14 protein-coding genes, 1 tRNA gene and 1 riboswitch are annotated in these 22496 nt (G+C 73.9%); of the genes, 4 read left to right on the top strand and 11 right to left on the bottom strand.

Going from position 1 to position 22496, the window contains the following annotated elements:
- Positions 1 to 14 precede the first annotated feature (14 nt).
- The 9 genes from ACIRS4_RS29010 to ACIRS4_RS29050 form a co-directional block, all read right to left on the bottom strand.
- Positions 15 to 218 (bottom strand): putative leader peptide, encoded by a 204-nt coding sequence (locus ACIRS4_RS29010; protein ID WP_404201605.1) that lies wholly within the window; start codon positions 216 to 218, stop codon positions 15 to 17.
- Positions 215 to 952, bottom strand: a complete 738-nt coding sequence (locus ACIRS4_RS29015; RefSeq protein WP_404201607.1) for a GNAT family N-acetyltransferase — start codon at positions 950 to 952, stop codon at positions 215 to 217. The genes ACIRS4_RS29010 and ACIRS4_RS29015 overlap by 4 nt, the downstream gene beginning before the upstream one ends.
- A gap of 163 nt (positions 953 to 1115) precedes the next feature.
- Positions 1116 to 2141 (bottom strand): ABC transporter substrate-binding protein, encoded by a 1026-nt coding sequence (locus ACIRS4_RS29020; RefSeq protein ID WP_404201609.1) that lies wholly within the window; start codon positions 2139 to 2141, stop codon positions 1116 to 1118.
- Positions 2142 to 2211: 70 nt separating this feature from the next.
- A complete protein-coding gene (locus tag ACIRS4_RS29025) occupies positions 2212 to 2994 on the bottom strand; it encodes an amino acid ABC transporter ATP-binding protein (protein WP_404201611.1) in 783 nt (260 codons plus the stop codon).
- Positions 2991 to 3974 (bottom strand): amino acid ABC transporter permease, encoded by a 984-nt coding sequence (locus ACIRS4_RS29030; protein ID WP_404201613.1) that lies wholly within the window; start codon positions 3972 to 3974, stop codon positions 2991 to 2993. Before ACIRS4_RS29030 ends, ACIRS4_RS29025 begins: the two co-directional genes overlap by 4 nt.
- A 178-nt stretch (positions 3975 to 4152) precedes the next feature.
- A complete protein-coding gene (locus ACIRS4_RS29035; RefSeq protein WP_404201615.1) occupies positions 4153 to 4314 on the bottom strand; it encodes a hypothetical protein in 162 nt (53 codons plus the stop codon).
- A 32-nt stretch (positions 4315 to 4346) separates the two neighbouring features.
- Positions 4347 to 4455: riboswitch (SAM riboswitch) on the bottom strand.
- A 67-nt stretch (positions 4456 to 4522) separates the two neighbouring features.
- Positions 4523 to 5407: a glutathione S-transferase C-terminal domain-containing protein gene (locus ACIRS4_RS29040; RefSeq protein ID WP_404201617.1), complete on the bottom strand. Its 885-nt coding sequence runs from the start codon at positions 5405 to 5407 to the stop codon at positions 4523 to 4525.
- A gap of 685 nt (positions 5408 to 6092) precedes the next feature.
- Positions 6093 to 7028, bottom strand: a complete 936-nt coding sequence (locus tag ACIRS4_RS29045; protein ID WP_404201619.1) for a carbohydrate kinase family protein — start codon at positions 7026 to 7028, stop codon at positions 6093 to 6095.
- Entirely contained in the window at positions 7025 to 7711 is a 687-nt protein-coding gene (locus tag ACIRS4_RS29050; protein ID WP_404201621.1) for a class II aldolase/adducin family protein, read from the bottom strand. Before ACIRS4_RS29050 ends, ACIRS4_RS29045 begins: the two co-directional genes overlap by 4 nt.
- A 57-nt stretch (positions 7712 to 7768) precedes the next feature.
- Here ACIRS4_RS29050 and ACIRS4_RS29055 point away from each other — a divergent pair, with 57 nt between their 5' ends.
- The gene (locus ACIRS4_RS29055) at positions 7769 to 8416 is read left to right on the top strand and encodes a TetR family transcriptional regulator (protein ID WP_404201623.1); all 648 of its coding nucleotides are present in this window, start codon (positions 7769 to 7771) and stop codon (positions 8414 to 8416) included.
- A gap of 222 nt (positions 8417 to 8638) precedes the next feature.
- Here ACIRS4_RS29055 and ACIRS4_RS29060 read toward each other — a convergent pair whose 3' ends face one another.
- Positions 8639 to 9025 carry a winged helix-turn-helix transcriptional regulator gene (locus ACIRS4_RS29060; RefSeq protein ID WP_404201625.1) on the bottom strand — a complete coding sequence of 129 codons (387 nt, stop codon included), beginning with the start codon at positions 9023 to 9025 and terminating at the stop codon, positions 8639 to 8641.
- Between the two features lie 111 nt (positions 9026 to 9136).
- Here ACIRS4_RS29060 and ACIRS4_RS29065 point away from each other — a divergent pair, with 111 nt between their 5' ends.
- Complete coding sequence (locus ACIRS4_RS29065) at positions 9137 to 9790, top strand: FMN-dependent NADH-azoreductase (RefSeq protein ID WP_404201627.1); 654 nt, start codon at positions 9137 to 9139, stop codon at positions 9788 to 9790.
- A gap of 99 nt (positions 9791 to 9889) precedes the next feature.
- Here ACIRS4_RS29065 and ACIRS4_RS29070 read toward each other — a convergent pair.
- Positions 9890 to 9963 (bottom strand) — tRNA-Pro (locus tag ACIRS4_RS29070).
- A 730-nt stretch (positions 9964 to 10693) separates the two neighbouring features.
- On the opposite strand from ACIRS4_RS29070, the gene ACIRS4_RS29075 reads away from it, so the two are divergent.
- Both ACIRS4_RS29075 and ACIRS4_RS29080 read left to right on the top strand, forming a co-directional pair.
- Complete coding sequence (locus tag ACIRS4_RS29075; RefSeq protein ID WP_404201629.1) at positions 10694 to 17722, top strand: SDR family oxidoreductase; 7029 nt, start codon at positions 10694 to 10696, stop codon at positions 17720 to 17722.
- A 50-nt stretch (positions 17723 to 17772) separates the two neighbouring features.
- Entirely contained in the window at positions 17773 to 22467 is a 4695-nt protein-coding gene (locus ACIRS4_RS29080; protein ID WP_404201681.1) for a beta-ketoacyl synthase N-terminal-like domain-containing protein, read from the top strand.
- The last annotated feature ends 29 nt before the right edge of the window (positions 22468 to 22496 follow it).

Genomic DNA, 22496 nt, shown 5'->3' on the forward strand with positions numbered 1-22496 from the left:
TGGGGAGGAACGGGTCAGGAGCGACAGAGCGCGCCGGCGACGCGCTGGAGGTCTATGTGGACCCGGGAGGTCAGGCGCGGGGCGCGGGGTGTGCCGGTCACGTCCCTCACCTCCTCCTGTCTGCCGCGTGGCGGCGTCTTGAGGGACCCCTCGCCGCGGCCGGCGCGGTGCGCACGGCTCACGGGTCTCGTCCTCGGATGCGTCTCGTCGTCCGTCACAACGGCCGGTCCTCGCCGGGTGTTCCCGGGGTGCGCACGGCGACGATCGCCGAGCGGCGGCGCAGGGCGAACCCGAGCGACTCGTAGAGGCGGACGGCGTGCGTGTTGTCGGCGGCGGCGTGCAGGAACGGGGTGTCTCCGCGTTCTCGTACGCCGTGGGCGACCGCTCGGACGAGCCGGGTGGCCAGCCCTCGGCCCCGGTGGCCGGGGTCGGTGCAGACGGCGCTGATCTCGGTCCAGCCGGCCGGCCGCAGCCGTTCCCCGACCAGGGCGATCAGCCGTCCGCGGTGCCGGATGCCGAGGTAGGCGCCGAGCTCGACGGTTCGCGCGAGGAAGGGGCCGGGCCGGGTGCGGGCGACCAGGTCGAGGATCTCGGGTACGTCGGCGGGGCCGAGCGGTTCGGCCTCCGGGGCGGGCGCGGTGCGCAGCGCCTCGGTGGCGACGAGTTGGACGCCCTCTCCCCGGCGCACGAGCGTCCATCCGTCGGGGACGTGGTCCACGGGCTTGATCCGTACGGTGGCGCCGGGGCCGGCGAGCCGGCGCAGATCGGCCCAGGCGGCCGGGTCCGCCGGGTCGGCCAGGGCGGCGAAGGCGTAGACGTCCGCGGGATAGCGGGCGGCGAGGCCGACGCGTTCGGCGAGGTGGGCGTGGGGACCGGTGAGGGCCGCCCAGACGGCGTTGTCGAGGGGGTGGCGCCGCTCCGGGGCGCGGCCTTCGACGGTGCGGTCCTGCAAGGGCCTGTGATCGAACGGCCGCTGTTCGGGCGGGCGGTCTTCGGGCGGGTGGTGTTCGGGCGTGGGCGGGGCTCCGCCTCCGCGGACGTCGATGGGCTGGACCACGGAGGCGGAGTCCCTTCTCGCTTCGACTCGTCGTTCGACGAGTCGGGGTGACGGCTGGTCAGGAATTGGTCAGCGGCAGACCGGGCGGGTTGATCTCGGACTTCGGCACGGCTTCGCCCGAGAGGTTCCAGGCCGCGAGCCACTTGGCGTACTGCCCACCGGAGATCAGGTGGTTGATGGCGTCGGCGAGGGGCTTGGCGAGGCCGCTGTCCTTCTTCGCGGTCGCCGCTATCAGACCCTGGAGCGTCTCGCCCGCGCCGGAGAACTGACCGGCGATACGGGTCGCCTGGGGCGTGTTCTCGGTCTTCGCGGCGTGGTAGGCGAGGTTGGGATTGGGACCGAAGTAGGCGTCGATCTTGCCGCTGGCCAGCGCCAGGTAGATGCTGTTGCTCTCCTGGAAGTACTTGACGGTGAGGGGCTTCTTGCCCTCCTTGGCCAGCCGCGCCTTCCACTCCAGGAGGAGCTTCTCCTGGTTGGTGCCGTTGCCGACGGAGACGGTCTTGCCGGCCAGGGACTCGTAATCGCCGTCGAACTTCCAGGGGTTGTCCTTCTTCACCTCGAAGGCCAGCTCGTCCTTGCGGTAGGAGGCGAACTCGTACTTCTGCTTGCGCTCCTCGGTGTCGGTGATGTTCGAGAAGCCGACGTCGACCTTCCCGCTGTCGATGCCGATGAAGAGGTTCTCCCAGGTCGAGCGGCGCACCTCCGGCTTGAGTCCGAGGACGGCGGCGACGAGCCGGCCGAGGTCGACCTCGGAGCCGGTGACCGTCTTCTGGTCGTCCCCCACGAAGCCGAGCGGCGGACTGCCGGACGGCAGGGTGCCGGATCCGATCACCAGCGTGCCGCGCTTCCTGACGGCGGCGGGCAGTTCGGCGCTGAGCGACTTGACCTCGGGAACCTTCAGGGTGGTCTCCTGGGCGGCGCCGTTGGACAGCCGTCCCACGGTGACCGTGCCGGCGGCGTCGGTGGTCCGGGTGGCGGCGTCGCTCTCGCCCCCGCAGGCGGCGAGCCCGGTGGCGAGGACGGCGACGGCGGTCGCCGCGGTGATGCCGCGTGTCAGGCTGCGTCGGGTGATGTGGGCAGGCATGGCCGTCCTTGGGTGGAGTGGATGGTGGTCGGAAGTGGCGTGGGGGGGGGGGAAGGCTGTCGGCCGGGGTTCAGAGCACCTTGCTCAGGAAGTCCCGGGTGCGTTCGTGGCGCGGCTTGTCCAAGACCTCGGCGGGTGGGCCCTGTTCGACGATGCGGCCGCCGTCGATGAAGACGACCCGGTCGGCGATCTCACGGGCGAAGCCGATCTCGTGGGTGACGATGACGAGCGTGGTGCCGCTCCTGGCCAGGTCCTTGATGACGGCGAGGACCTCGCCGACGAGTTCAGGGTCGAGGGCGGAGGTGGGCTCGTCGAAGAGGATGACGCCGGGCCGCAGGGCGAGCGCCCGGGCGATCGCCACGCGCTGCTGCTGTCCGCCGGACAGTTGCCGCGGGTAGGCGTCCGCCTTGTCGGCGAGGCCGACCCGGCCGAGGAGTTCGCGGGCGAGGCCCTGGGCCCCCGCCTTGTCGAGCTTGCCCGTGGCCACGGGCGCGGCGGCCACGTTGTCCAGCACGGTCAGATGCGGGAAGAGGTTGAAGTTCTGGAACACGAAGCCGACCCGGCTGCGCTGGGCGAGGATGACCCGCTCGCTGAGCTCCTTGAGCCGGTCGCCCTGCCTGCGGACGCCGATGAGTTCGCCGTTGACGCTGACGTAGCCGATCTCCGGCTTCTCCAGGTGGTTGATGACCCGCAGCAGCGTGGACTTGCCGGAGCCTGACGGGCCGAGGATCACGGTGACCTCGCCGGGCCGCACCGTCAGGTCGACGCCGCCCAGCACCCGGTGGGCGCCGTACCACTTGTGCACGTCGTGGACCTCGACGGCGGCGGCGTTCTGGATCGTCTCGGCGGTCATACGGCGGCCTCCCGGCGGACGCGGGCCCGCAGGCCGGCGACGCCGTCCCGCAGTTTCCCCAACGGCGTCGGCGGCAGGCTGCGGGTGGCGCCCCGGGCGTAGTGCCGCTCGACGTAGAACTGGACGACGGACACGACGCTGGTGAGGATCAGGTACCAGACGGTGACGACCAGCAGCAGCGGCACGATGTCACCCGGATAGGTGGAGCCCATGGTCTGCGCGGCTCCGAACAGGTCGAGCAGCGACACGTAGAACACCAGCGAGGTGCTCTTGATCAGGCCGATGAGCTGGTTGACGTAGTTCGGGGTGATGGAGCGCAGCGCCTGCGGCCAGACGATCCTGCGGAACTGGTAGCCCTTGGGCAGGCCGAGCGCGGAGGCGGCCTCGTGCTGGCCCTGGTCGACGGAGAGGATGCCGCCCCGGACGACCTCAGCCGCGTACGCCGCCTCGTTGAGGCTGAGTCCGACGACGGCGACGACCATGTCGGTGGCGAGCCGGGACTCGTCGAAGGTGAAGAAGGCGGGTCCGAACGGGACGCCGACGCTGAGCGTCTGGTACAGGGCGCTGAAGTTGTAGAGGAACAACAGGACCACGATCAGCGGGGTCGAGCGCAGCGCCCACACGTAGGTCCAGCTGACGGCGCGCAGCACCGGTGATCTCGAGAGCCGGGCCAGGGCGAGCAGGATCCCGCCGAGGAGCCCCAGCACCGCGCTGTAGGCGGCCACTTCGAGGGTGATGAGCAGTCCGTCGAGGATGGTCGGCCGCAGGAACCAGTAGCCGAACCGGTCCCACTGGTAGAAGGGGTTGGAGACCAGTCCGTGGACGAACTGGGCCGCGAGGACCAGGACGACGGCCGTGGCGATCCAGCGGCCCGGTCGCCGCAGCGGGACGACTCGCTGTGCGATCAGCTGTTCTGACGGAAAGTCAGGGGACGGCGGTGCCTCGGTGAGGGACACGGCGGCGCCTGAGGGTTCGCTCATGAGGGGCTCCGGCGGAGGTCGGGGGGACCCCGGGGCGCGGCGGAGATAGCGCACGGACACGACGGCCGCCGGTCGGGGACGGGTCGTGACATGCGGGAACGCACGGCACCGGGGGCGGGTGGACGGGCACACCGCGCGGGGCGGTGTCCGTCGGGGAAGCGGGGCTGCGGAGGGGGCGTCAGCCCCGACAGCGGGCGCGGCCCGGTGCGGTACACAGTGCGCTGCTCACGCGCAGCAGGTCGACGGCGCGGTCGGCGACCAGGGCTTGTCCCAGCGGCTTCGCGTACGGCCGTACGCAGCCCCGGTGGCGGCCGACGGCCGTCCTGGGCGCTGCGTACATGTCCGTCACCATGCTCTTCCGGCCCTGGCGGGCCCTCGCGCTTACCGAATCGTCGTCGGTCCGGTCGTCACCTGGGGCACCCCACCGCGGCGCGAGGGTTGCCGGTCAGCAAGCCAGGGCTTGTCGCTGACGCTCATGACCGTTCTGGGACGCAAGTTAAGACAACGGCCTGAACGGATGTCAACGCGGGTCCGACAGGTGGACGGGGTCAGGGGCGCTCGACCTGCGGTCGGTCGCCCCTTACCGGGGCGGCATGGGCCGCCCAGTCCAGGATCTGGACGGCGGCTCCGGCGGCCTCCAGGCCCTGGCAACCGGCGTGGTGACGGCGGTCGATGGCGTCGAGATCGAGGTGCGCGCCGAAGGCGGGGTGGGCGGCCAGCCGACGGGCGTAGGCCCACAGGGCGGGGTGGTCGGCGATCCGGTGCACGGCGGACGCGTCGAGGTGGTGGCGGTGCACGGTGTCGAGCCGCACCAGCGCGACCCACAACTCGACGTCCGCCGCGCTGATCTGATCGCTGATCAGGTGAGTGTGAGTCCCGAGGCCCCTGTCCAGGACGCCGAGGGTGGCCAGCAGGGCGTCGAGGGCGGCGGCGCGTTCCGCGTCTTCGGTGCCGGCCGCTCCGGCGCGCTGCGCGGCCTCCTCTACGCCCTGCGCGCACATCCGCTCCACGGCCTCGATCTGCGACTCGGCCCCGCACGGGTAGAGCGCGGCCCGGCCGCCCCCGAAGCCCCGGGCGAGGTCGCGGGCGATGTCGGGGCCATGAGTGGAGACGATCCGCCCGGACCAGTCGTCGCTGAGCACGGGCGCGAGAGCGGGGCCCTTGTAGCGGTGCGCGCTGGCGTCGTAGAGCGGGCGCAGCGCGGAGTGGCCGCCGTCGGAACAGTCCGGGACGGCCGGCAGGAACGTCACCGGGCACGCCTTCTCCAGGCCCAGGAGGCTGTGGGTGACGGCGATGCGCAGGCCGTCGGGATCGGCGAGCGAGAGATGCAGGCGGTAGCGGCGCGGCACGGCGTAGTGGCCGCTGCGCGCGTCGCGCCCTATGCGGCCCCGGAAGGCGGGCGAGGGGTGGGCGGCGAGCGGGGTGAGGGGCATGACTCTCCCGGGGCGGGCGCGTCGAGGGGGCGCGCGGCGGATGCGGCAGGGGCGGAGGGGCGGAATGTCGCGCCGCGGCAGGGGCGGAGGGGCGGAATGTCGCGCCGCGGCAGGGGCGGAGGGGCGGAATGTCGCGCCGCGGCAGGGGCGGAGGGGCGGAATGTCGCGCCGCGGCAGGGGCGGAGAGGCCATGCCACCGGGCACGGCGCTGGCCAAGCCGGCGGATGCCGAGGAGGCCACTGCCCACTGGACCCGTCCGCCGGGCCGACAGGTGTCAGCGGAAAGCTGCAAGGCACCGGGCGGTACGCCGGTGGGCGTCTCGATGCAGGGCCAGGCGGGCCGGTGCGGCCTTGTCAGCCCTGAAACGGCCGTGCGCCGAGCCCGTTCGCGCCGCGCGGTCCGGCGCTGCAGACGCGCATCAGATCGATGTGCCGGCGGGAGGTGAGAAGGGGCGAACGCCCTGCCGTGCGGCTCACTCGACGGCTGAACGGCTCAAGGCGCCCCATGCTTCCCTACCTGTTCACTAGGATTCCTCCCCTCGAGTGTCGATCGCCTCACGACCGCCGTCAAGGGGGCGTCCACGAACCGAACGGCCCGGCGGCCGGAACGCCGGACCGGATGACTGTGCCGCCAGAGGGAGTTCGCCGTGGGGCCGGTTGCGTTCGGCGTCGGTCCGGGTGGCCGGTCAGCTCACGGGGTGCGTCTTGTGGTGGGCGGCGAACTCGTCGGCCGCGGCGAGGTCGAAGTCGCCGTGGTCGCTGCCGAGTCCCTGGGCCACGAGGGCGGCGGCCGCGCAGCCCAGCACGGCGGCCTCGGCCGTGGGGCGGCCGAGGGAGACGCCTCGCAGATAGCCGGCGGAGAACGCGTCGCCGCAGCCGGTGGTGTCGACCACGTCGACCGCGAAGGCGGGGATCGTCTCGGCGCCCTCCGCCGTCGCCACGAGCGCGCCCTCGCCGCCCCGGGTGACGGCGACGACGCCGACGCCCGCGCCGAGCAGCTTGCGCACGCCGGCCGTGAGGTCCTGCTCACCGGAGAAGCCGAGCACCTGGTCCTCGTTGGGCAGCAGATGGTCGATGTGGGGCAGCGCGGCCTCGATCTGCTCGAAGCTGCCGAGCACTCCGGGGGCGAGCAGGTCGACGGAGGTGACCGTGCCGTGCTCCCTGGCGAAGGACAGGATGCGCGCGGCGACGTCGACGCCGATCAACTCCGGTCCGCCGAGGTGAAGATGGGTGGCCTCGGCGACGGCGTCCCAGGGCACGTCGTCGAGACCGTAGGTGATGTTCGCGCCGAGCAGGTGCAGGGAGGGCCGGTCTCCGTTGGGCCGGATCGGCAACACGCTGGCGGAGGTGGGGGTGTCGGCCCGGCGGGCGAGGAACTCGGTGCCGATTCCCGCGCGTCGGAGCAGTTGGACGAGCATGTCGCCGGTGGGGTCGGTCCCCACGGCGCCCGCGCTGCGGACCGACGCGCCCAGTTTGGCCAGTGTGAGGGCGGTGCCGCCGGCCGTTCCGGCGACGGTCATGCGGATGTCCTCCACCAGGGTGGCGCCCTGGCCCTCGGGTATGGCCTCCACCGGCCGCACCAGTACGTCCAGGACGTGCACGCCCATCGTGACGACGTTCATCGGTCTCCCTCCTGCGTGGGTGGTACGGGGCGGGTGGTGCCGTAGCCGCGGGCGAGCGCGGCCTCGATCACGGCGAGCTGCTGCCGTTCGTCGAGGACGCGGGGGCTGCCCATGGCGGCCGCTCGCTGGTAGACGCCACAGGCCCATTCGAGGAGCAGGGCGTTCTCGACGGCCTTGCCGAGGGTGGGGGCGTGGGTGATCGCGCCGTGGTTCGCCATGAGCGCCGCGCTGCGGCCGTCGAGGGCGGCGAGCACGGACTCGGCGAGTTCAGGGGTGCCGAAGGTGGCGTACGGCGCGACCCGGACCGTACCGCCCAGAGCGAGCAACTGATAGTGAATGCAGGGGAGTTCATCGAGCACGCAGGCGACGGCGGTCGCCATCGGGGCGTGCGTGTGGACGACCGCGCCGGCGCCGTGGCGGCGGTAGACGCCGAGGTGGAGCTCCAGCTCGGAGGTCGGCTCCAGAGCGCCTGCCACGATCTTGCCGTCCAGGTCGACGACGGTCACCTGCTCCGGGGTCAGCTCGGCGAGGACCGCTCCGGTCGCGGTGATCGCGACCAGCTCCCCCACCCGTGCGCTGACGTTCCCGGCCGTTCCGATGAGGAGGCCCTCGGCCCCCAGGCGCCGGCAGGCGTCCGCCACGGCGGCGCGCTCCTGACCCAGCGCGGAGCTTGAGTCGGTCATGGGCGCGACGCTAGCCTAAACATGAAACAAAGTCACGTTCATGTTCGGAGGCGGCACGTGGACCAGGCCGGAGCCGATCCGGGCCCAACTCCCCTGCGTCGCACACCTCGTCAGGCGCGGAGCAGGGCACGGCTGGCGCTGGTGCTTCAGGCGGCGGAGCGGGTGCTGGTCGACGAGGGGGTGGAAGCGCTCACGACGACACGGGTGGCGGCCGAGGCGAAGGTGTCGGTGGGTTCGCTGTACCAGTACCTGCCCGACCGGGGCGCGATCATCGACGCCCTCGCGGCGGGATACTTCACCCGGCTGGAAGCGGCGATGGACGAGCTGGCGCGGGCCGCGGCGGCCGAGCGGTGGGCGGACCCGGTCGGCGTGCTCGTCGACGCCTTCGCCGGGATCTACCGGAGCGAGCACGGTTTCCGCGCGCTGTGGTTCGGCAGCGGCCTGACCGAGCGGACCCGGGCCGCCGACCGCGAGCACAAACGCCGGATGGCCGACGGCGTCCGGCGTGTGCTGCTCGCGCTGGACGCGGCGGACGACGACGAGGCCCTCGCCCGCGCCTGCCATGCCGCGACCCTGGCGGCGGACGCCTTGGCCCAGGAGGCCTTCCGCCGGGACCCCGAAGGGGACAGGGCGGTCCTCGACGAGGCGAAGGTGATGCTGCGGGGCTACCTGACGGCGGTCACTTCACGCTACCGGGGGCGGTGACGACGCCGGGCGCATAGGGGATGGACGCCACGGGGACGCCGCGCCGGCCCACCCGCCGCGCACCACGACGGGCTAAGAGCTCCGAACAGAAGTGGAGTCCGCTCAGCTCGCGGCGTCCGGTGCGTGCGATCGCAAGACGCCGCGAGCGTGCGTGCCGGACGCCGCGAGCGTGCGTGCCGGACGCCGCGAGCCGGGCTCCACTTCTGTTCGGAGCTCTGAGGCTCAGCGCCCGCACTCCCCCTTGCCGTATCCCGCCTCCGGCAGGTGTTGTTCCGCCCAGGCCCTCAGCTCCCTCAGGGCGGGCTCCAGGGCTGCGCCGGCTTCGGTGAGGCGGTAGGAGACGCGGAGCGGGGGGCCTTCGTCGACCTCTCGCAGGACCAGGCCCGCCGCGCCCAGTTCGGCCAGGCGGTCGGAGAGCATGCGTTCACTGATGCCGGGGATGGCGCGCCGCAGGTCGGCGAAGTACACCGGGCGTTCCATCAGCACGGCCACGATCAGCCCGGTCCAGCGCTTGCCGAGCAGCACGAAGACGCGCGCGATCGCGGCGTCGACCGTCTTGCAGGGCTCGCCGGCCGCTTCCTTGCAGGGCTCGTGGACCGCTTCCGTCATGGGTCCAGTGTACGGTGACGGCAAAAGTAGCTGAAGAAAAGTAAGCCCCTGTGTTATTACTAGGAGCATATGGAAAGGCAGCCCGCCTCCCCACCTCTTTGGAGACCCGCCATGGCCACCCTGCTCCACCTGGACTCCTCCCTCATGCCCGAGTCCGCTTCCGCCTCCCGCGCCGTCACCGCCGCCTTCCGCAAGGCATGGGAGGAGCAGCATCCCGACGGCACCGTGGTGTACCGCGATCTCAGCGCGGACCCGGTGCCGCATCTGGACGCCCTCGCCGCGACGGCCGGCTTCAGCGACCCCGCCGGCCACTCGCCGGAGCAGGCCGCGGCGTTCGCCGCGCGGCTACGGCTGATCGAGGAGCTGGAGAACGCGGACGCCGTGCTGATCGGCGCCCCGATGTACAACCTCACGATCCCGTCCACCCTCAAGGCCTGGCTCGACCAGGTGATCCTGATGGGCCGCACCGCCGGGGTCGAGGAGCTCCCGGCCAAGGGCACGCCGGTCTACGTCGTCGCCAGCCGCGGCGGCTCCTACGCGCCGGGAACCCCCCGCGAGGGCTTCGAGTACGTGCAGAACTATCTGCGCGCGGTCCTCGGCGACCTGCTGGGCCTGGAGGTCGACTTCATCGTGCCCGAGCTGACCATGGCGCACGTCAACCCGGCGATGGCCGAGCTGATCCCGCTCGCCGACGCCTCCCGCGCCCGGGCCCACGAGGACGCCCACGCCAAGGGCAAGTCCGCCGCGCGGGCCGCCGCCGCCTGATCCCGCCCCGCCTCGTACGACGCGGCGATCCTGGCGGACACACGACGGAGGCCGTCTCCTCGCATGAGAAGACGGCCTCCGATCCAGGATGAAACCCGGTCGGGACGACAGGATTTGAACCTGCGACCCCTTGACCCCCAGTCAAGTGCGCTACCAAGCTGCGCCACGTCCCGCCGCGCACCCGCCGGTGAACCGCGGGAACGCGCAGGTAAACCCTACCGCACCCGCACCGGTGCCTGTTTCCCGGTGCGGAGGGAGGGCCATGAGAGCCCGCGACTGGGCGCCGCTGAACGAGGGACCGCGCGGTCAAGACGGTCGACGACCTCCCGAAGGCCGACTCGACTGCGCGGTCACGTCAGTTTTCGCGCCGGACGGGACCGCGTCAAGGGCGTGTCCACGACTCGGATCAGGACGCACGCGCACACCGCGCCGGCCCAGCCTGAATACGGGCCGAACCGCGGACGGCCACCGACACGCCGCGCGCTCACGTCAACAATGCCTTCCCGGTCACTCCTGGGCCGACACAAGGAATTTCCCCGCCGTCCACCCGGAGCCGCAAACGGCGCTCCCGTTTCGGACATGCGGTCCGAAGGAACCCATTTCCCGCTCCCGTCGGGTTTCCACGGCATGAGGCGACGATGAACGCGATCATCCCGCACAGCAATTGATCCGCTTTCCTCCGCCCCGGCCGCGCGCCGCCGCCTGACCGAATCGAAACGGCCGGATACCGGCGGTTCGTTCAAACGTTGACCGGCGAGTAATAACAGCACTACCTTGCAACACGTTTCGAATCATGCGCTCCAGGTCGGCGTTCCGCGGTGATCCTTTCCCGCCGGAATCCGGTGTGCCGCCTTTGCTGTCCCGAACCCCCACCGTGCAGTTTCACCGTTGATTCGGAGAATCATGACGTCCACTGTGCGTTCCGAGGACATGATCATCGGCATCACTCCGTTCGGTGAACCCGATGCCGGGCTCGCCCTGGCGGTCGGCCGGGCCGGCGGGCTGGGCGTGCTCGATCTGGGCGACGGCGACCGCGGAGCCCGCGAGGCGCTGGACCGCTTACGCCGCGCCTCCCCGGGCGGGGAGGGCGCCGGCGCCGGTTACGGCGTGCGCGTCGGCCCCCGCTGCCGACTCTCCCCCGCCGACCTCGAAGCCGACGGCTCCCGGTCCGCCCCGCACACGATCGTCCTCGCCGACGGCGCCCCGTGGCACGTCTCCGAGGTCGCCGCGCACCACCGGGTGCTGGTGGAGGTCACCGATCTGGAGGGCGCGAGCCGGGCGGCCCGCGCGGGAGCACACGGGCTGATCGCCCGAGGCTCCGAGTGCGGCGGCCGGGTCGGCGACCTGAGCACGTTCGTGCTGCTCCAACAGCTGCTCTCCACAGACGAGTTGATCCTCCCGGTGTGGGCCTGCGGCGGCATCGGCCCGCACACCGCCGCCGCGGCGGTGGCCGGCGGGGCGGCCGGGGTCGTGCTGGACGTCCAGCTCGCCCTGCTGGCCGAATCGGCGCTGCCCGAGCAGGCCGCGGCCGCGCTGCGCACCCTGGACGGTTCGGAGACCGCCGTGCTGGCCGGTCACCGAGTCCTCCTGCGCCGGGGCCCCGGCGCCCCGCACGTCCCGCACGACGCCTCCCCCGACGCGGTCGCCGCACTGCTCGGCGCGCAGGACGCGCGCACACAACTGCTGCCGGTCGGCCAGGACGGCTTCCTGGCAGCCCGGTTCGCGGACCGCTGGGGCGATGTCCGGTGCGCGATGAGGGAGTTGAAGGACGCGGTACGGAACTCCGTACAGGAGGAAGGGACCGCACGGGCGCTGGAACCGGAGTCCCCGATGAGCCGGGCGCTCGGCACTCGGCTGCCGGTGGCGCAGGGGCCGATGACGCGGGTGAGCGACGGCGCGGAGTTCGCCGCGGCGGTCGCCGCGGACGGGGCGCTGCCGTTCCTCGCGCTGGCGCTGGCGGACGGGGAACGCACCCGGGCGATGCTGGCCGCGACCCGGGACGCGGTGGCGGGCCGCCCCTGGGGAGTGGGCGTCCTCGGCTTCGCCCCGGAGGACGTGCGGGCCGCCCAGTTGGAGGCCGTACGAGAGGTACGGCCGACGCACGCCGTCATCGCCGGCGGCCGGCCGTCACAGGCGCGGGCGCTGGAGCGGGACGGCATCCGGACGTTCCTGCACGTCCCCTCGCCGGGATTGCTGCGGCAGTTCCTGGAGGCGGGCGCGCGGCGTTTCGTCTTCGAGGGGGCGGAGTGCGGCGGGCATGTCGGACCACGCGACAGCTTCCCCTTGTGGGAGGCCCAACTCGCCGTGCTGGAAGACCACTTCGGCGACGGGGACGCCTCCGGCCTGGAGGTGTTCTTCGCGGGCGGCGTGCACGACGAGCGGTCGGCCGCGATGGTCGCCGCGCTCGCCGGGCCGCTCACCGCACGCGGGGCCGCCGTCGGGGTGCTGATGGGAACCGCCTATCTGTTCACCGAGGAGGCGGTGGCGCACGGCGCGATCCGCCCCCTCTTCCAACGGCAGGTCCTCGCCGCCGAGAGGACCACGCTGCTGGAGTCGGCTCCCGGCCACGCCACGCGCTGCGTGCCCAGCCCGTTCGCCGCGGGCTACCGGGGGGAGGCGGCCCGGCTGCGCGCACAGGGCGTACCGGACCGCCGGGCCTGGGAGGAGCTGGAGCGGCTCAACGTGGGCCGGCTGCGCGTCGCCAGCAAGGGCGTGACCCGGGCGGAGGACGGCGCGCTGGTGCCGGTGGACGAGCAACGGCAGTTCGACGAGGGGATGTTCATGGCCGGGGAGGTGGCCGTGCTGAGATCGGCGACCACCACGGTCGCCGCGCTGCACACGTCGGTGACGACGGGAGCGGCCGAGTTCCTGAGCCGGCGGGCGGCCGAGCTGGGCGGCGACCGGGCGGTCCCCCGGCCGTCGGTTCCCGCGCCCCTGGACATCGCTGTCGTCGGGATGGCCTGCATGTTCCCGCAGGCGCCCGACCTGGCGGCGTTCTGGGCGAACGTCGTCGACGGCCACGACGCCGTCACCGAGGTACCGCCGGATCGCTGGGACCCGGCCGTCCACCACGGCACGTCCACCGCGTCGAAGTGGGGCGGCTTCCTGCCGCCGATCCCCTTCGACCCGCTGCGCTACGGCATTCCGCCCGCGTCCCTCGGTTCCGTCGAGCCGGTCCAGCTGCTGTCCCTGGAGGCCGCCCGGCGTGCTCTGGAGGACGCCGGATACGGCGACGGGGGGCGGATGTTGGACCGCTCGCGCACCTCGGTGGTGTTCGGCGCGGAGGCCGGCAGCGACCTGTCCAACGCGGCCACGCTGCGGGCCGTGCTGCCGTCCTTCTACGGCCAGGTCCCCGAGGGTCTGGACGACCAGCTCCCGCAGCTCACCGAGGACTCCTTCCCGGGGATGCTCGCCAACGTGATCTCCGGGCGGATCGCCAACCGGCTCGACCTCGGCGGCGCCAACTACACCGTCGACGCCGCCTGCGCCTCCTCGCTCGCCGCCGTCGACGTGGCGTGCAAGGAACTCGTCGGCGGCACCAGCGACGTGGTGCTGTGCGGGGGCGCGGACCTGCACAACGGCATCAACGACTACGTCCTCTTCTCCTCCGTGCACGCCCTGTCCCCCACCGGACGCTCCCGCGCCTTCGACGGCTCGGCCGACGGCATCGCCCTCGGCGAGGGCGTGGCCTGCGTCGTCCTCAAGCGGCTCGCCGACGCCGAACGCGACGGCGACCGGATCTACGGCGTGATCAAGGGCCTGGGCTCCTCCAGCGACGGCCGCTCCCTCGGGCTGACCGCTCCCCGCCCCGAGGGCCAGCGGGTGGCGCTGGAGCGGGCCTACCGCAACGCGGGCGTCTCACCGGCCGACGTCGGGCTGGTGGAGGCGCACGGCACCGGCACGGTGGTCGGCGACCGCACCGAACTGCGCGTCCTGACCGAGGTGTTCGCCGAGGCGGGTGCGGAGCGGGGGCGTTGCGCGATCGGCTCGGTGAAGTCGCAGATCGGGCACACGAAGTGCGCCGCGGGCCTGGCCGGGATGATCAAGACGCTGCTGGCGCTGCACACCGGCGTCCGGCCGCCCACGCTGCACGTCGAGGCGCCCAACGCGGCCTGGGACGCGGACAGCAGCCCGTTCGTCTTCCACACCGAGGCCCGCCCGTGGGCCGTGCCCGCCGCGGAACGCCTCGCCGGGGTCAGCGCGTTCGGCTTCGGCGGCACCAACTTCCATGTCGTACTGGGCGCTCACGGCGACGGGGTGCCGCCCGTGCACGCGGTGGACGCCTGGCCCGCCGAGCTGTTCCTGTTCCGAGGCCGCGACGAGCAGGCGGCACAGCGGGCGGCGGCGGAGCTGCTCGCGACCGCCGAGACGGAAGGCCGGCCTTGGCGGCTGCGGGACCTGGCACTCGGCGCGGCCCGTCGCTCGGACGCCGGCGAGGGCCCGGTCCACGTGGCGGTCGTGGCGACCGACGTGGACGACCTGGTGACGAAGCTGCGTGCCGTGGCGGCGGGTGACACACGCGCTTCGGGCACCGACACACGCGACCTGGGCACGGGGCCGGCCCCGCTCGGGCCGACGGCCGGCGTCCACCGGGCGGCCCCCACCGCCGCCGACCCGAAGGGGGCCTCCGCAGCCCCCGTCGAGACCGGCGGACCCGGCAAAGTGGCCTTCCTCTTCCCCGGCCAGGGCAGCCAGCGGACCGGGATGCTCGCCGAACTCTTCGTCCACTTCCCCGAGTTGCGCGCCTATCTGGAACTCGGGCAGAGCCATGCCGACACGTTGCACCCCCCGGCCGCCTTCGACGACGCCGGGCGCGCCCGGCAGCAGGACGCCCTGACCGACACCCGGGTGGCGCAGCCCGCCCTCGGGATCGCCGGGCTCGCCGCGTACGCCGTGCTCACCGGCGCCGGGGTGCGGCCCGACATGGCCGCCGGGCACAGCTACGGCGAGCTGGTCGCCCTCTGCGCGGCCGGGGCCCTCTCCCCCGAGACACTGCTGACGCTCAGCTCCGAACGGGCGGCGGCGATCCTCGAAGCCGCCCGGCGGCACGGCGACGACACCGGTGCCATGGCCGCCGTCGCGGCCGGAGCCGACGCCGTCACCGAGGCCCTGGGCACGACGGGGGCGTCGGACACGGTGGTCGTCGCCAACCGCAACTCACCGGAGCAGACGGTGATCTCGGGACCGTCGGAGGCGGTCGCCGATGCGGTGCGGCTGCTGCGGGAGGCGGGTCTCGGGGCCAAGCGCATCCCCGTCGCCTGCGCCTTCCACAGCCCTCTGGTGGCCGGCGCGGGCGACCGTTTCGCGCAGGCGCTGGCCGCCCGCCCGGTGCACGCCCCCGAGTTCCCGGTGTGGTCCAACCGCACGGCCGCCCCCTACCCCGCCGACCCGGAGGCGGTCCGCGCGGAGCTCGCCGCCCAGATCGGCGCGCCCGTCGCCTTCGTCGAGCAGATCGAGGCGATGTACGCGGCGGGCGCGCGGATCTTCGTCGAGGCGGGCCCCGGCTCGGTGCTGACACGGCTGGTCGGGCGGATCCTCGGCGACCGCCCCCACACCACGGTCGCCTGCGAGCCCCGTCCGGGCGGCGGGCTGCGCGACTGGCTCGACGCCTTCGCCCGTCTCGCCGTGGCCGGGCTGCCGGTGCGCACCGGCCGGCTGCTGCGCGGGCGGGGCGCCGTCGACGCCGTGCGCACACCTGTGCCGAAGCGGCCCGGCTGGACGGTGGACGGGCAGCTGGTCCGCACCGCCTCCGGCGCCCTCCTCCCCGGTGCGCTCGCACCGGCCCGGCGCGTCGTGGAACCCGTCGAAAGGACTGTGCCGACTGTGACGACCAACCCCCCGCACGGCGTCCCGTCCGACCGGGACGCGCTCATCTCCGAGTTCCTGCGCACCAGCCGGGAGATGATCGCCGCCCAACGGGACGTGCTGCTCACCTACTTCGGGGCGACGCCGGGTGCGACGGCGGCCGCACCGCCGTCGCCGGAGCCGCTGCCCTGGCAGACGCCCGCACCGGTGAGCCAAGCGGCGCCACCTGCGCTGCCCGCCCCGGCCATGACGTCGGCGGACGCACCGGCCCCGGCCGCAGGCGTCATCGACGTGCAGCGCGTCGTACTGGAGATCATCAGCGAACGCACCGGCTATCCCGTCGACATGATCGAGCCCGATCTCGATCTGGAGGCGGACCTCAGCATCGACTCCATCAAGCGCGCCGAGATCGCCGGTGAGCTGGCCAGACGTCTCGGCGCGCAGGGCGGGGCGGATCTGACGTCCCTGGAGGACGCGGAGTTGGAGGAACTGGCGAAGGCGCGGACGGCCGCGGCGGTGACCGACTGGCTGACGGCGAGGCTGGGCGATTCCCCACCGGAGCCGGACGCGAACGATCGGCTTCCCGCAGCATCGTCCCCGGCGGCTGAGCCGATCCGGGTGCGGGTTCCCGCCGCCGAGACCGCCGCGCCGGCCGTCGAGGAGGTGACCGGTGAGCCGCCGAAGCGGCATGTGCTGCGGCCCGTCCCGCTGGACACGCCGGAGGCGCCCGTCGACGCGGCCTCGGTGTTCGCCGGCGCCCGCTGGGCCGTGCTGGGGGACGTGCCCGAGGTCGTCGCGCGTCTCGAGGGGCTGGGCGCCGACGTCGTCGTACGCGGCCGGGAGCATGTGCTGTCCGAGGCGGACGGGCCGGTCGACGGGGTGGTCCACCTCGGTGCACTCACCGGCGACGACACAGCGGTGCTGCCGGACGCGTTCCCCGTGCTGAAGGCGGCGCTGGCCCGCTCCCCCCGCCGGCTGCTGGCCGTACGGCCGGCCGGCGGGGACGCCCGCTCGGCGGGTCTGCACGGGCTGTTCCGCACGGTGGCCCGCGAGTATCCGCACCTGACGGCCCGGGTCGTCGACCTGGCGGACGTGTCCCCCGCCGCCGTCGCGGACGCCGTCGTCGTGGAGGCCGCGCTCACCGGGAGCGCTCCGGTCGTGCTGCGGACGGAGACCGTGCGCCACGGTTTCGAGCTGGTGGAGGCGCCGCTCGGCGCGCTCGGCAGCACCGGCGCCGGGCCGGCCGGGGACGGGGCCGCCGAGGCCGCCGCGCTCGGCCTGGACCGCGACTCGGTCGTGGTGCTGGCGGGCGGGGCGCGGGGCATCACCGCGCAGTTCGCCGCCGCGCTCGCCGGCGCCTCACGCTGCCGGCTGGAGCTCCTCGGCCGGACGCCCGCGCCGGACGGCCCGGAGGGCGCCGACACCGCCGCCGCCCGCACGCCTGCCGCACTGCGCGCGGCGCTCGCCGCCCGCGGCGGGCTGAAGCCGGCCGAGATCAACCGCGCCGCCGAACTCCTGCTGGCGCAAAGGGAGATCACCACGACGTTGGAGGAGCTCACCGCGCTCGGCAGCCGGGTCCGCTACCGCTCGGTGGACTTCCGGGAGCCGGAGGCGGTGGTCCAGGCGGTCAAGGAGATCCACGCCGAGCACGGCCGGCTCGACGGCGTGGTCCACGCCGCCGGGGTGATCGAGGACCGGCTGATCGCGGAGAAGAGCGTGGAGTCCTTCCAGCGCGTCTACGGCACGAAGGCCACCGGCGCGGACGCCCTGCTCACGGCGCTGGAGGAACTGCCTGCCCGGCCCGGGTTCACCGTGCTGTTCGGCAGCGTCTCCGCCGTCCTGGGCAACCGGGGCCAGGTCGACTACGCGGCCGCCAACGACGCGCTGGAGACCCTCGGCGCGGCCTACGCCGCCCGGACCGGGCATCGTGCGCTGACCGTGCACTGGGGGCCCTGGGCGCCGTCGGCCGGTCATTCCGGCATGGTCGGCGCGGAGTTGGCGCGGGAGTACGCGCGGCGCGGCATTCGGCTGATCGATCCCGAGGAGGGGACCGCGGCACTGCTGCGGGAGCTGGCCTGGGGCGAGGAGTCCGCGACCGCCGTCGTCTACACCGCCTCCGCCTGGTGACGGCCTCGGTGACCCGTCCACACGGTCAAGTCACGGTCGCCATCGTCGGCATGGCGGTGCTGCTGCCGGGCGCGGCCGATCTGGACGCCTACTGGCGGAACCTGCGTGACGGTGTGGACGCCGTCGGCGAGGTGCCGGACGGGCGCTGGGACGCCGGCTACTACCGCCCGGGCAGCGCGGCCGAACCGGCCGTGGCGGACCGGGTCTACGCCCGGCGGGGCGGGTTCGTGGACGGACTGGCGCGGGTCGAGGTGACCCGGTTCGGGATCATGCCGAACTCGGTGGCCGGGACCGAGCCCGACCAGCTGATCGCCCTGCATGTGGCCGCGGCCGCCCTCGCCGACGCGGGCGGCGTGGACCGTCTGCCGGAGCGGGGGCGCGTCGGCGTGGTCCTCGGACGGGGCGGCTATCTGACCCCGGGCCTGGTCCGGCTCGACCAGCGGGTCCGCACGGCGAGCCAACTCACGCGGACTTTGGGCGAGTTGCTGCCCCATCTCACCGGCGAGCAACTGGACCGGGTGCGGGAGGCGTTCACCGACCGGCTGGGGCCGGACAGCCCCGAGTCGGCGATCGGACTGGTGCCCAACCTCGCCGCCTCCAGGATCGCCAACCGGCTCGACCTGCGGGGCCCGGCCTACACCGTGGACGCGGCCTGTGCCTCGTCGCTGGTCGCCGTGGACCAGGCGGTGGGCGAACTCGTCGGCGGGCGCTGCGACATGATGCTCGCGGGCGGTGTCCACCACTGCCACGACATCACGCTCTGGAGCGTGTTCTCCCAGTTGCGCGCGCTCTCCCCGAGTCAGCGCATCCGCCCCTTCCACCGGGACGCCGACGGCATCCTGATCGGTGAGGGCACGGGTGTGGTCGTCCTCAAGCGGCTGGCCGACGCGGAACGCGACGGCGACCGGGTGTACGCCGTGATCCGGGGCACCGGGGTGGCGAGCGACGGCCGGGCGGCCGGGCTGGTCAACCCCGATCCGGGCGGCCAGGCACAGGCGGTGCGGCAGGCCTGGCGGGCCGCCGGTCTCGACCCGGCCGCTCCCGGTTCGCTCGGCCTGCTGGAGGCCCACGGCACCGCGACCCCGGCCGGCGACAGCGCCGAACTGACGACGCTGGCTGAGGTGTTCGGACCGGGTGAGATTCCCGGCGCCGGATTCGCGGCGCCGGGCCCCGCCGAGGAGCCCTCCCTGCCCTCGGCCCGTACCGCGGTCCTCGGCTCGGTCAAGTCGATGATCGGGCACACCATGCCCGCCGCCGGGGTCGCCGGTCTGGTCAAGGCCGCGCTCGCCGTGCACCACCGGACCCTGCTGCCCACGCTGCACTGCGACGACCCGCACCCCGCCCTCTCCCGCACCCGCTTCCGCACACTGGAGAAGGCCGAGCCCTGGGAGACCAGCGAAGAACAGCCCGTGCGCCGGGCGGCGGTCAACGCCTTCGGGTTCGGCGGGATCAACGCCCACGTGGTGCTGGAGGAGGCGCCGGGCGCCTCCCGGACCCCTCCGGAACGAGCTCCCGGGGCACGCCCGGCAGCGGTCACTCAGGTGACCGAACCGGAACGCGTCCTCCTCCTCGCCGCCGACTCCCCCGAACGACTGGCCGCCGCGCTCGACGCCGACGACCACGCCGTACGGGACGCGGGCCTCGACCCGGCCCGCACGCACCCGGCGGCCGGCCCCGCCCGGCTCGGCGTCGTCGACCCGACCGCCAAGCGGCTCGCCCTGGCTCGCCGGGCCGTCGCACGACGGCACGCCTGGCACGGCCGCAACGACGTCTGGTTCCGCCCGGACCCTCTGCTCGACCCGAGCCACCGCACCGCTCGCCCTCACTCCCACGCCACCGGCGACGGCCGCCTCGCGGGCCCCGGCAAGCTCGCCTTCCTCTTCCCGGGCCTGGAGGGCGACTTCACCCCCCGAGTGGACGACGTCGCCGCCCACTTCGGCCTGCCGCCGCTGCCCGTGCCCGAGGAGCGGGCCGGTGACATCGGTCTCGGTCTGCACGGTCTCGGGGTCGTCGCGGCCGGCCGGCTCCTCGACACCGCGCTGCGCCGGACGGGGATCATGCCGGACGCGGTCGCCGGACACAGCGTGGGCGAGTGGACGGCGATGGCGACGGGCGGACTCTACGCCGGGGACGAGGTCGACGCCTTCATGGCCGGGTTCGACCCGGACGCGCTGACCGTGCCCGGCGTCGCCTTCGGCGCGATCGGCGCGTCCGCCGAGCGGGTGACGGCCGCCCTGCTGGAGGAGGGCCGACGCGCGTCAGGCCTGGTGCTCTCCCACGACAACGCACCCCACCAGTCGATGGTGTGCGGTCCGGAGCCGGCGGTGGAGGACTTCGTGCGGGCGTTCCGCGCCCGGGGGGTGCTCAGCCAGGTGCTGCCGTTCAGGTCCGGCTTCCACACGCCGATGCTGGCGCCGCACCTCGGCCCCATCCAGGCGGCGGCCGAGCGCTTCCGGCTGCACCCGCCGCACACCCCGGTCTGGTCGGGCACGACCGCCGCGCCGTTCCCCGCGGACGAGGCCGAGACCCGTGCCCTGTTCATACGCCACCTGCTGGAACCGGTCCGCTTCCGGCAGCTGACCGAGGCCCTGTACGCGGCGGGCCACCGGGTGTACGTCCAGGTCGGGCCGGGACAGCTCGGCTCCCTCGTCGGTGACACCCTGGGCGCGCGTGACCATCTCGTCGTCGCCGCCAACTCCACCCGCCGCACGGGCCTCGCCCAGCTCCGCCGGGTCGCGACCGCGCTGTGGACGGCGGGCGCCGCGGTGGCCCCGGCGCTGCCCCGGACCGCCGGCGGAGTGACAGCCGACGCCGTGACCGCCGACGGCGCGTCCGGCACCGACCGGACCGCCTCACGACCCGCGGTCCGACTGGACCTGGACGGCGCGCTGGTGTCCCTCGACCCGGGGCGACTCGCCGAGCTCCGAGCCGAGTTGCGCCCGGCGACGTCTGCGGCCCGGGCGGCGGGAGCGAACCGCGACCTGGCGGCCGACAGCACCCTGGACGCCCTGGCCCCCCACTCCCCCGTCGCCGCCGAACTCAGCGCCCTGCTGCGCGACACGGCGGACACGGCGGCCGCGCTCCTGACCGCCCCCATCCGCCCCCGGCCGACTCCCCGGCCCACGCACCCCACACCCCCCGCCTCACCCGCGCCACCGCGCCCCCTCGCTCCCCGCCGCTCCACCGTCCACGTCTCGCCCGACACCATGCCGTACCTCCTGGACCACTGCTTCTTCCCGCAGCGGCCCGGCTGGCCGGATGTGGCCGACCGGTGGCCGGTGGTCCCGGCGACGACGATCGTGCGGCACATCATGGACGCGGCGGCCGAGGCAGCGCCCGGTCTGGTGCCGGTCGCCGTGCTCGGGGCGCGGTTCGAGGAGTGGCTCACCGCCACGCCCGCCGTCGACGTGCCGGTGACGGCAGCCCCCGAGGGCCCGGACCGGCTGGCGGTGTCGTTCGGCCCCCGGGCCCGCGCCACCGTCGAGGTCGCCGCCGCCTACCCTCCCCCGCCACCCGTCCGACCGCCGCTCGATCCGGCGTCCGAACGCGCCCCCGAGCACACGGCCGCCCAACTCTACGAGCAGCGCTGGATGTTCCACGGCCCGGCGTTCCAGGGCGTCACCGAGCTCACCGCGATCGGCGACCGCGGGGTGCGGGGTGTGATCACGACACCGCCCGCGCCCGGCGCCCTGCTGGACAACGTCGGTCAGATCCTCGGCTACTGGATCATGGCCACCCGCACCGAGCGCACGGTCGTCTTCCCGGTCGGGATGCGGGACATGCGCTTCTACGGGCCGCACCCCCCGCCGGGCGCCGAAGTGGCGTGCGACGTGCGGATCACCTCGCTGACCGACACCGCCCTGGAGGCCGACGTCCAGCTGACGGTCGGCGGCACGGTGTGGGCGGAGCTGCACGGCTGGCAGGACCGTCGGTTCGACAACGACCCGACCACCCGCCCCGTCGAGCGCTTCCCCGAGCGCAACACGCTCTCCGAGGTCCGGCCGGGCGGCTGGACGCTGCTCTTCGAGCGCTGGCCGGACCTGGCCTCCCGTGAGCTGATCATGCGCAACTCACTGAACAGCGCGGAGCGTTCGCAGTACGCCGAGCATCCGCCGCGCGGGCGGCGGCAGTGGCTGCTGGGGCGGATCGCGGTCAAGGACGCCGTCCGCCGATGGCTGTGGGAGCACGGTGAGGGCCCGGTCTTCCCGGCGGAACTGCGGGTGCGCAACGACACGGCGGGCGGCCCGTATGTGACGGGCGTGCACGGCCGGGTGCTGCCCCCGCTCGACGTGTCGCTCGCGCACAGCGCGGAGGCGGGCGTCGCCCTGGTCCGCCCTCACACACCCGGACCGGGCCCCGGCATCGACGTCGAGGAGGTCGTCGACCGAACGCCGCAGACCATGGCGACCGCGCTCGGAGCACGCGAACTCCGCTTGTTGCGGGATCTGTCGTCGTCCAGGGGTGACTCGGAGGCGCTGTGGTTCACCCGGTTCTGGGCGGCGAAGGAGGCGGTCGCCAAGGCGGAGGGCACCGGGTTCGGTGGCCGGCCACGGGACTTCGCGGTCCTGGACGCCGCCCCGGACGGCGGCCGGCTGACCGTCTCCGGCCGTCTGGAGCGCGCCTACACCGTGCACTGCGTCCCGGTCGCCAATCCGCCGTCCCTGCCGGACCGCAGCTACATCGTGGCCTGGACGACCGGGCCCGTCGAGCCCTCCCCCGCCCCAGCGAAGGAGTACGACCGATGACCGCTGACCGCCTGCGCACTCCCGATTCG

It is taken from the genome of Streptomyces sp. NPDC101166 (assembly GCF_044768125.1).
In the GTDB taxonomy this organism is placed as follows: domain Bacteria; phylum Actinomycetota; class Actinomycetes; order Streptomycetales; family Streptomycetaceae; genus Streptomyces.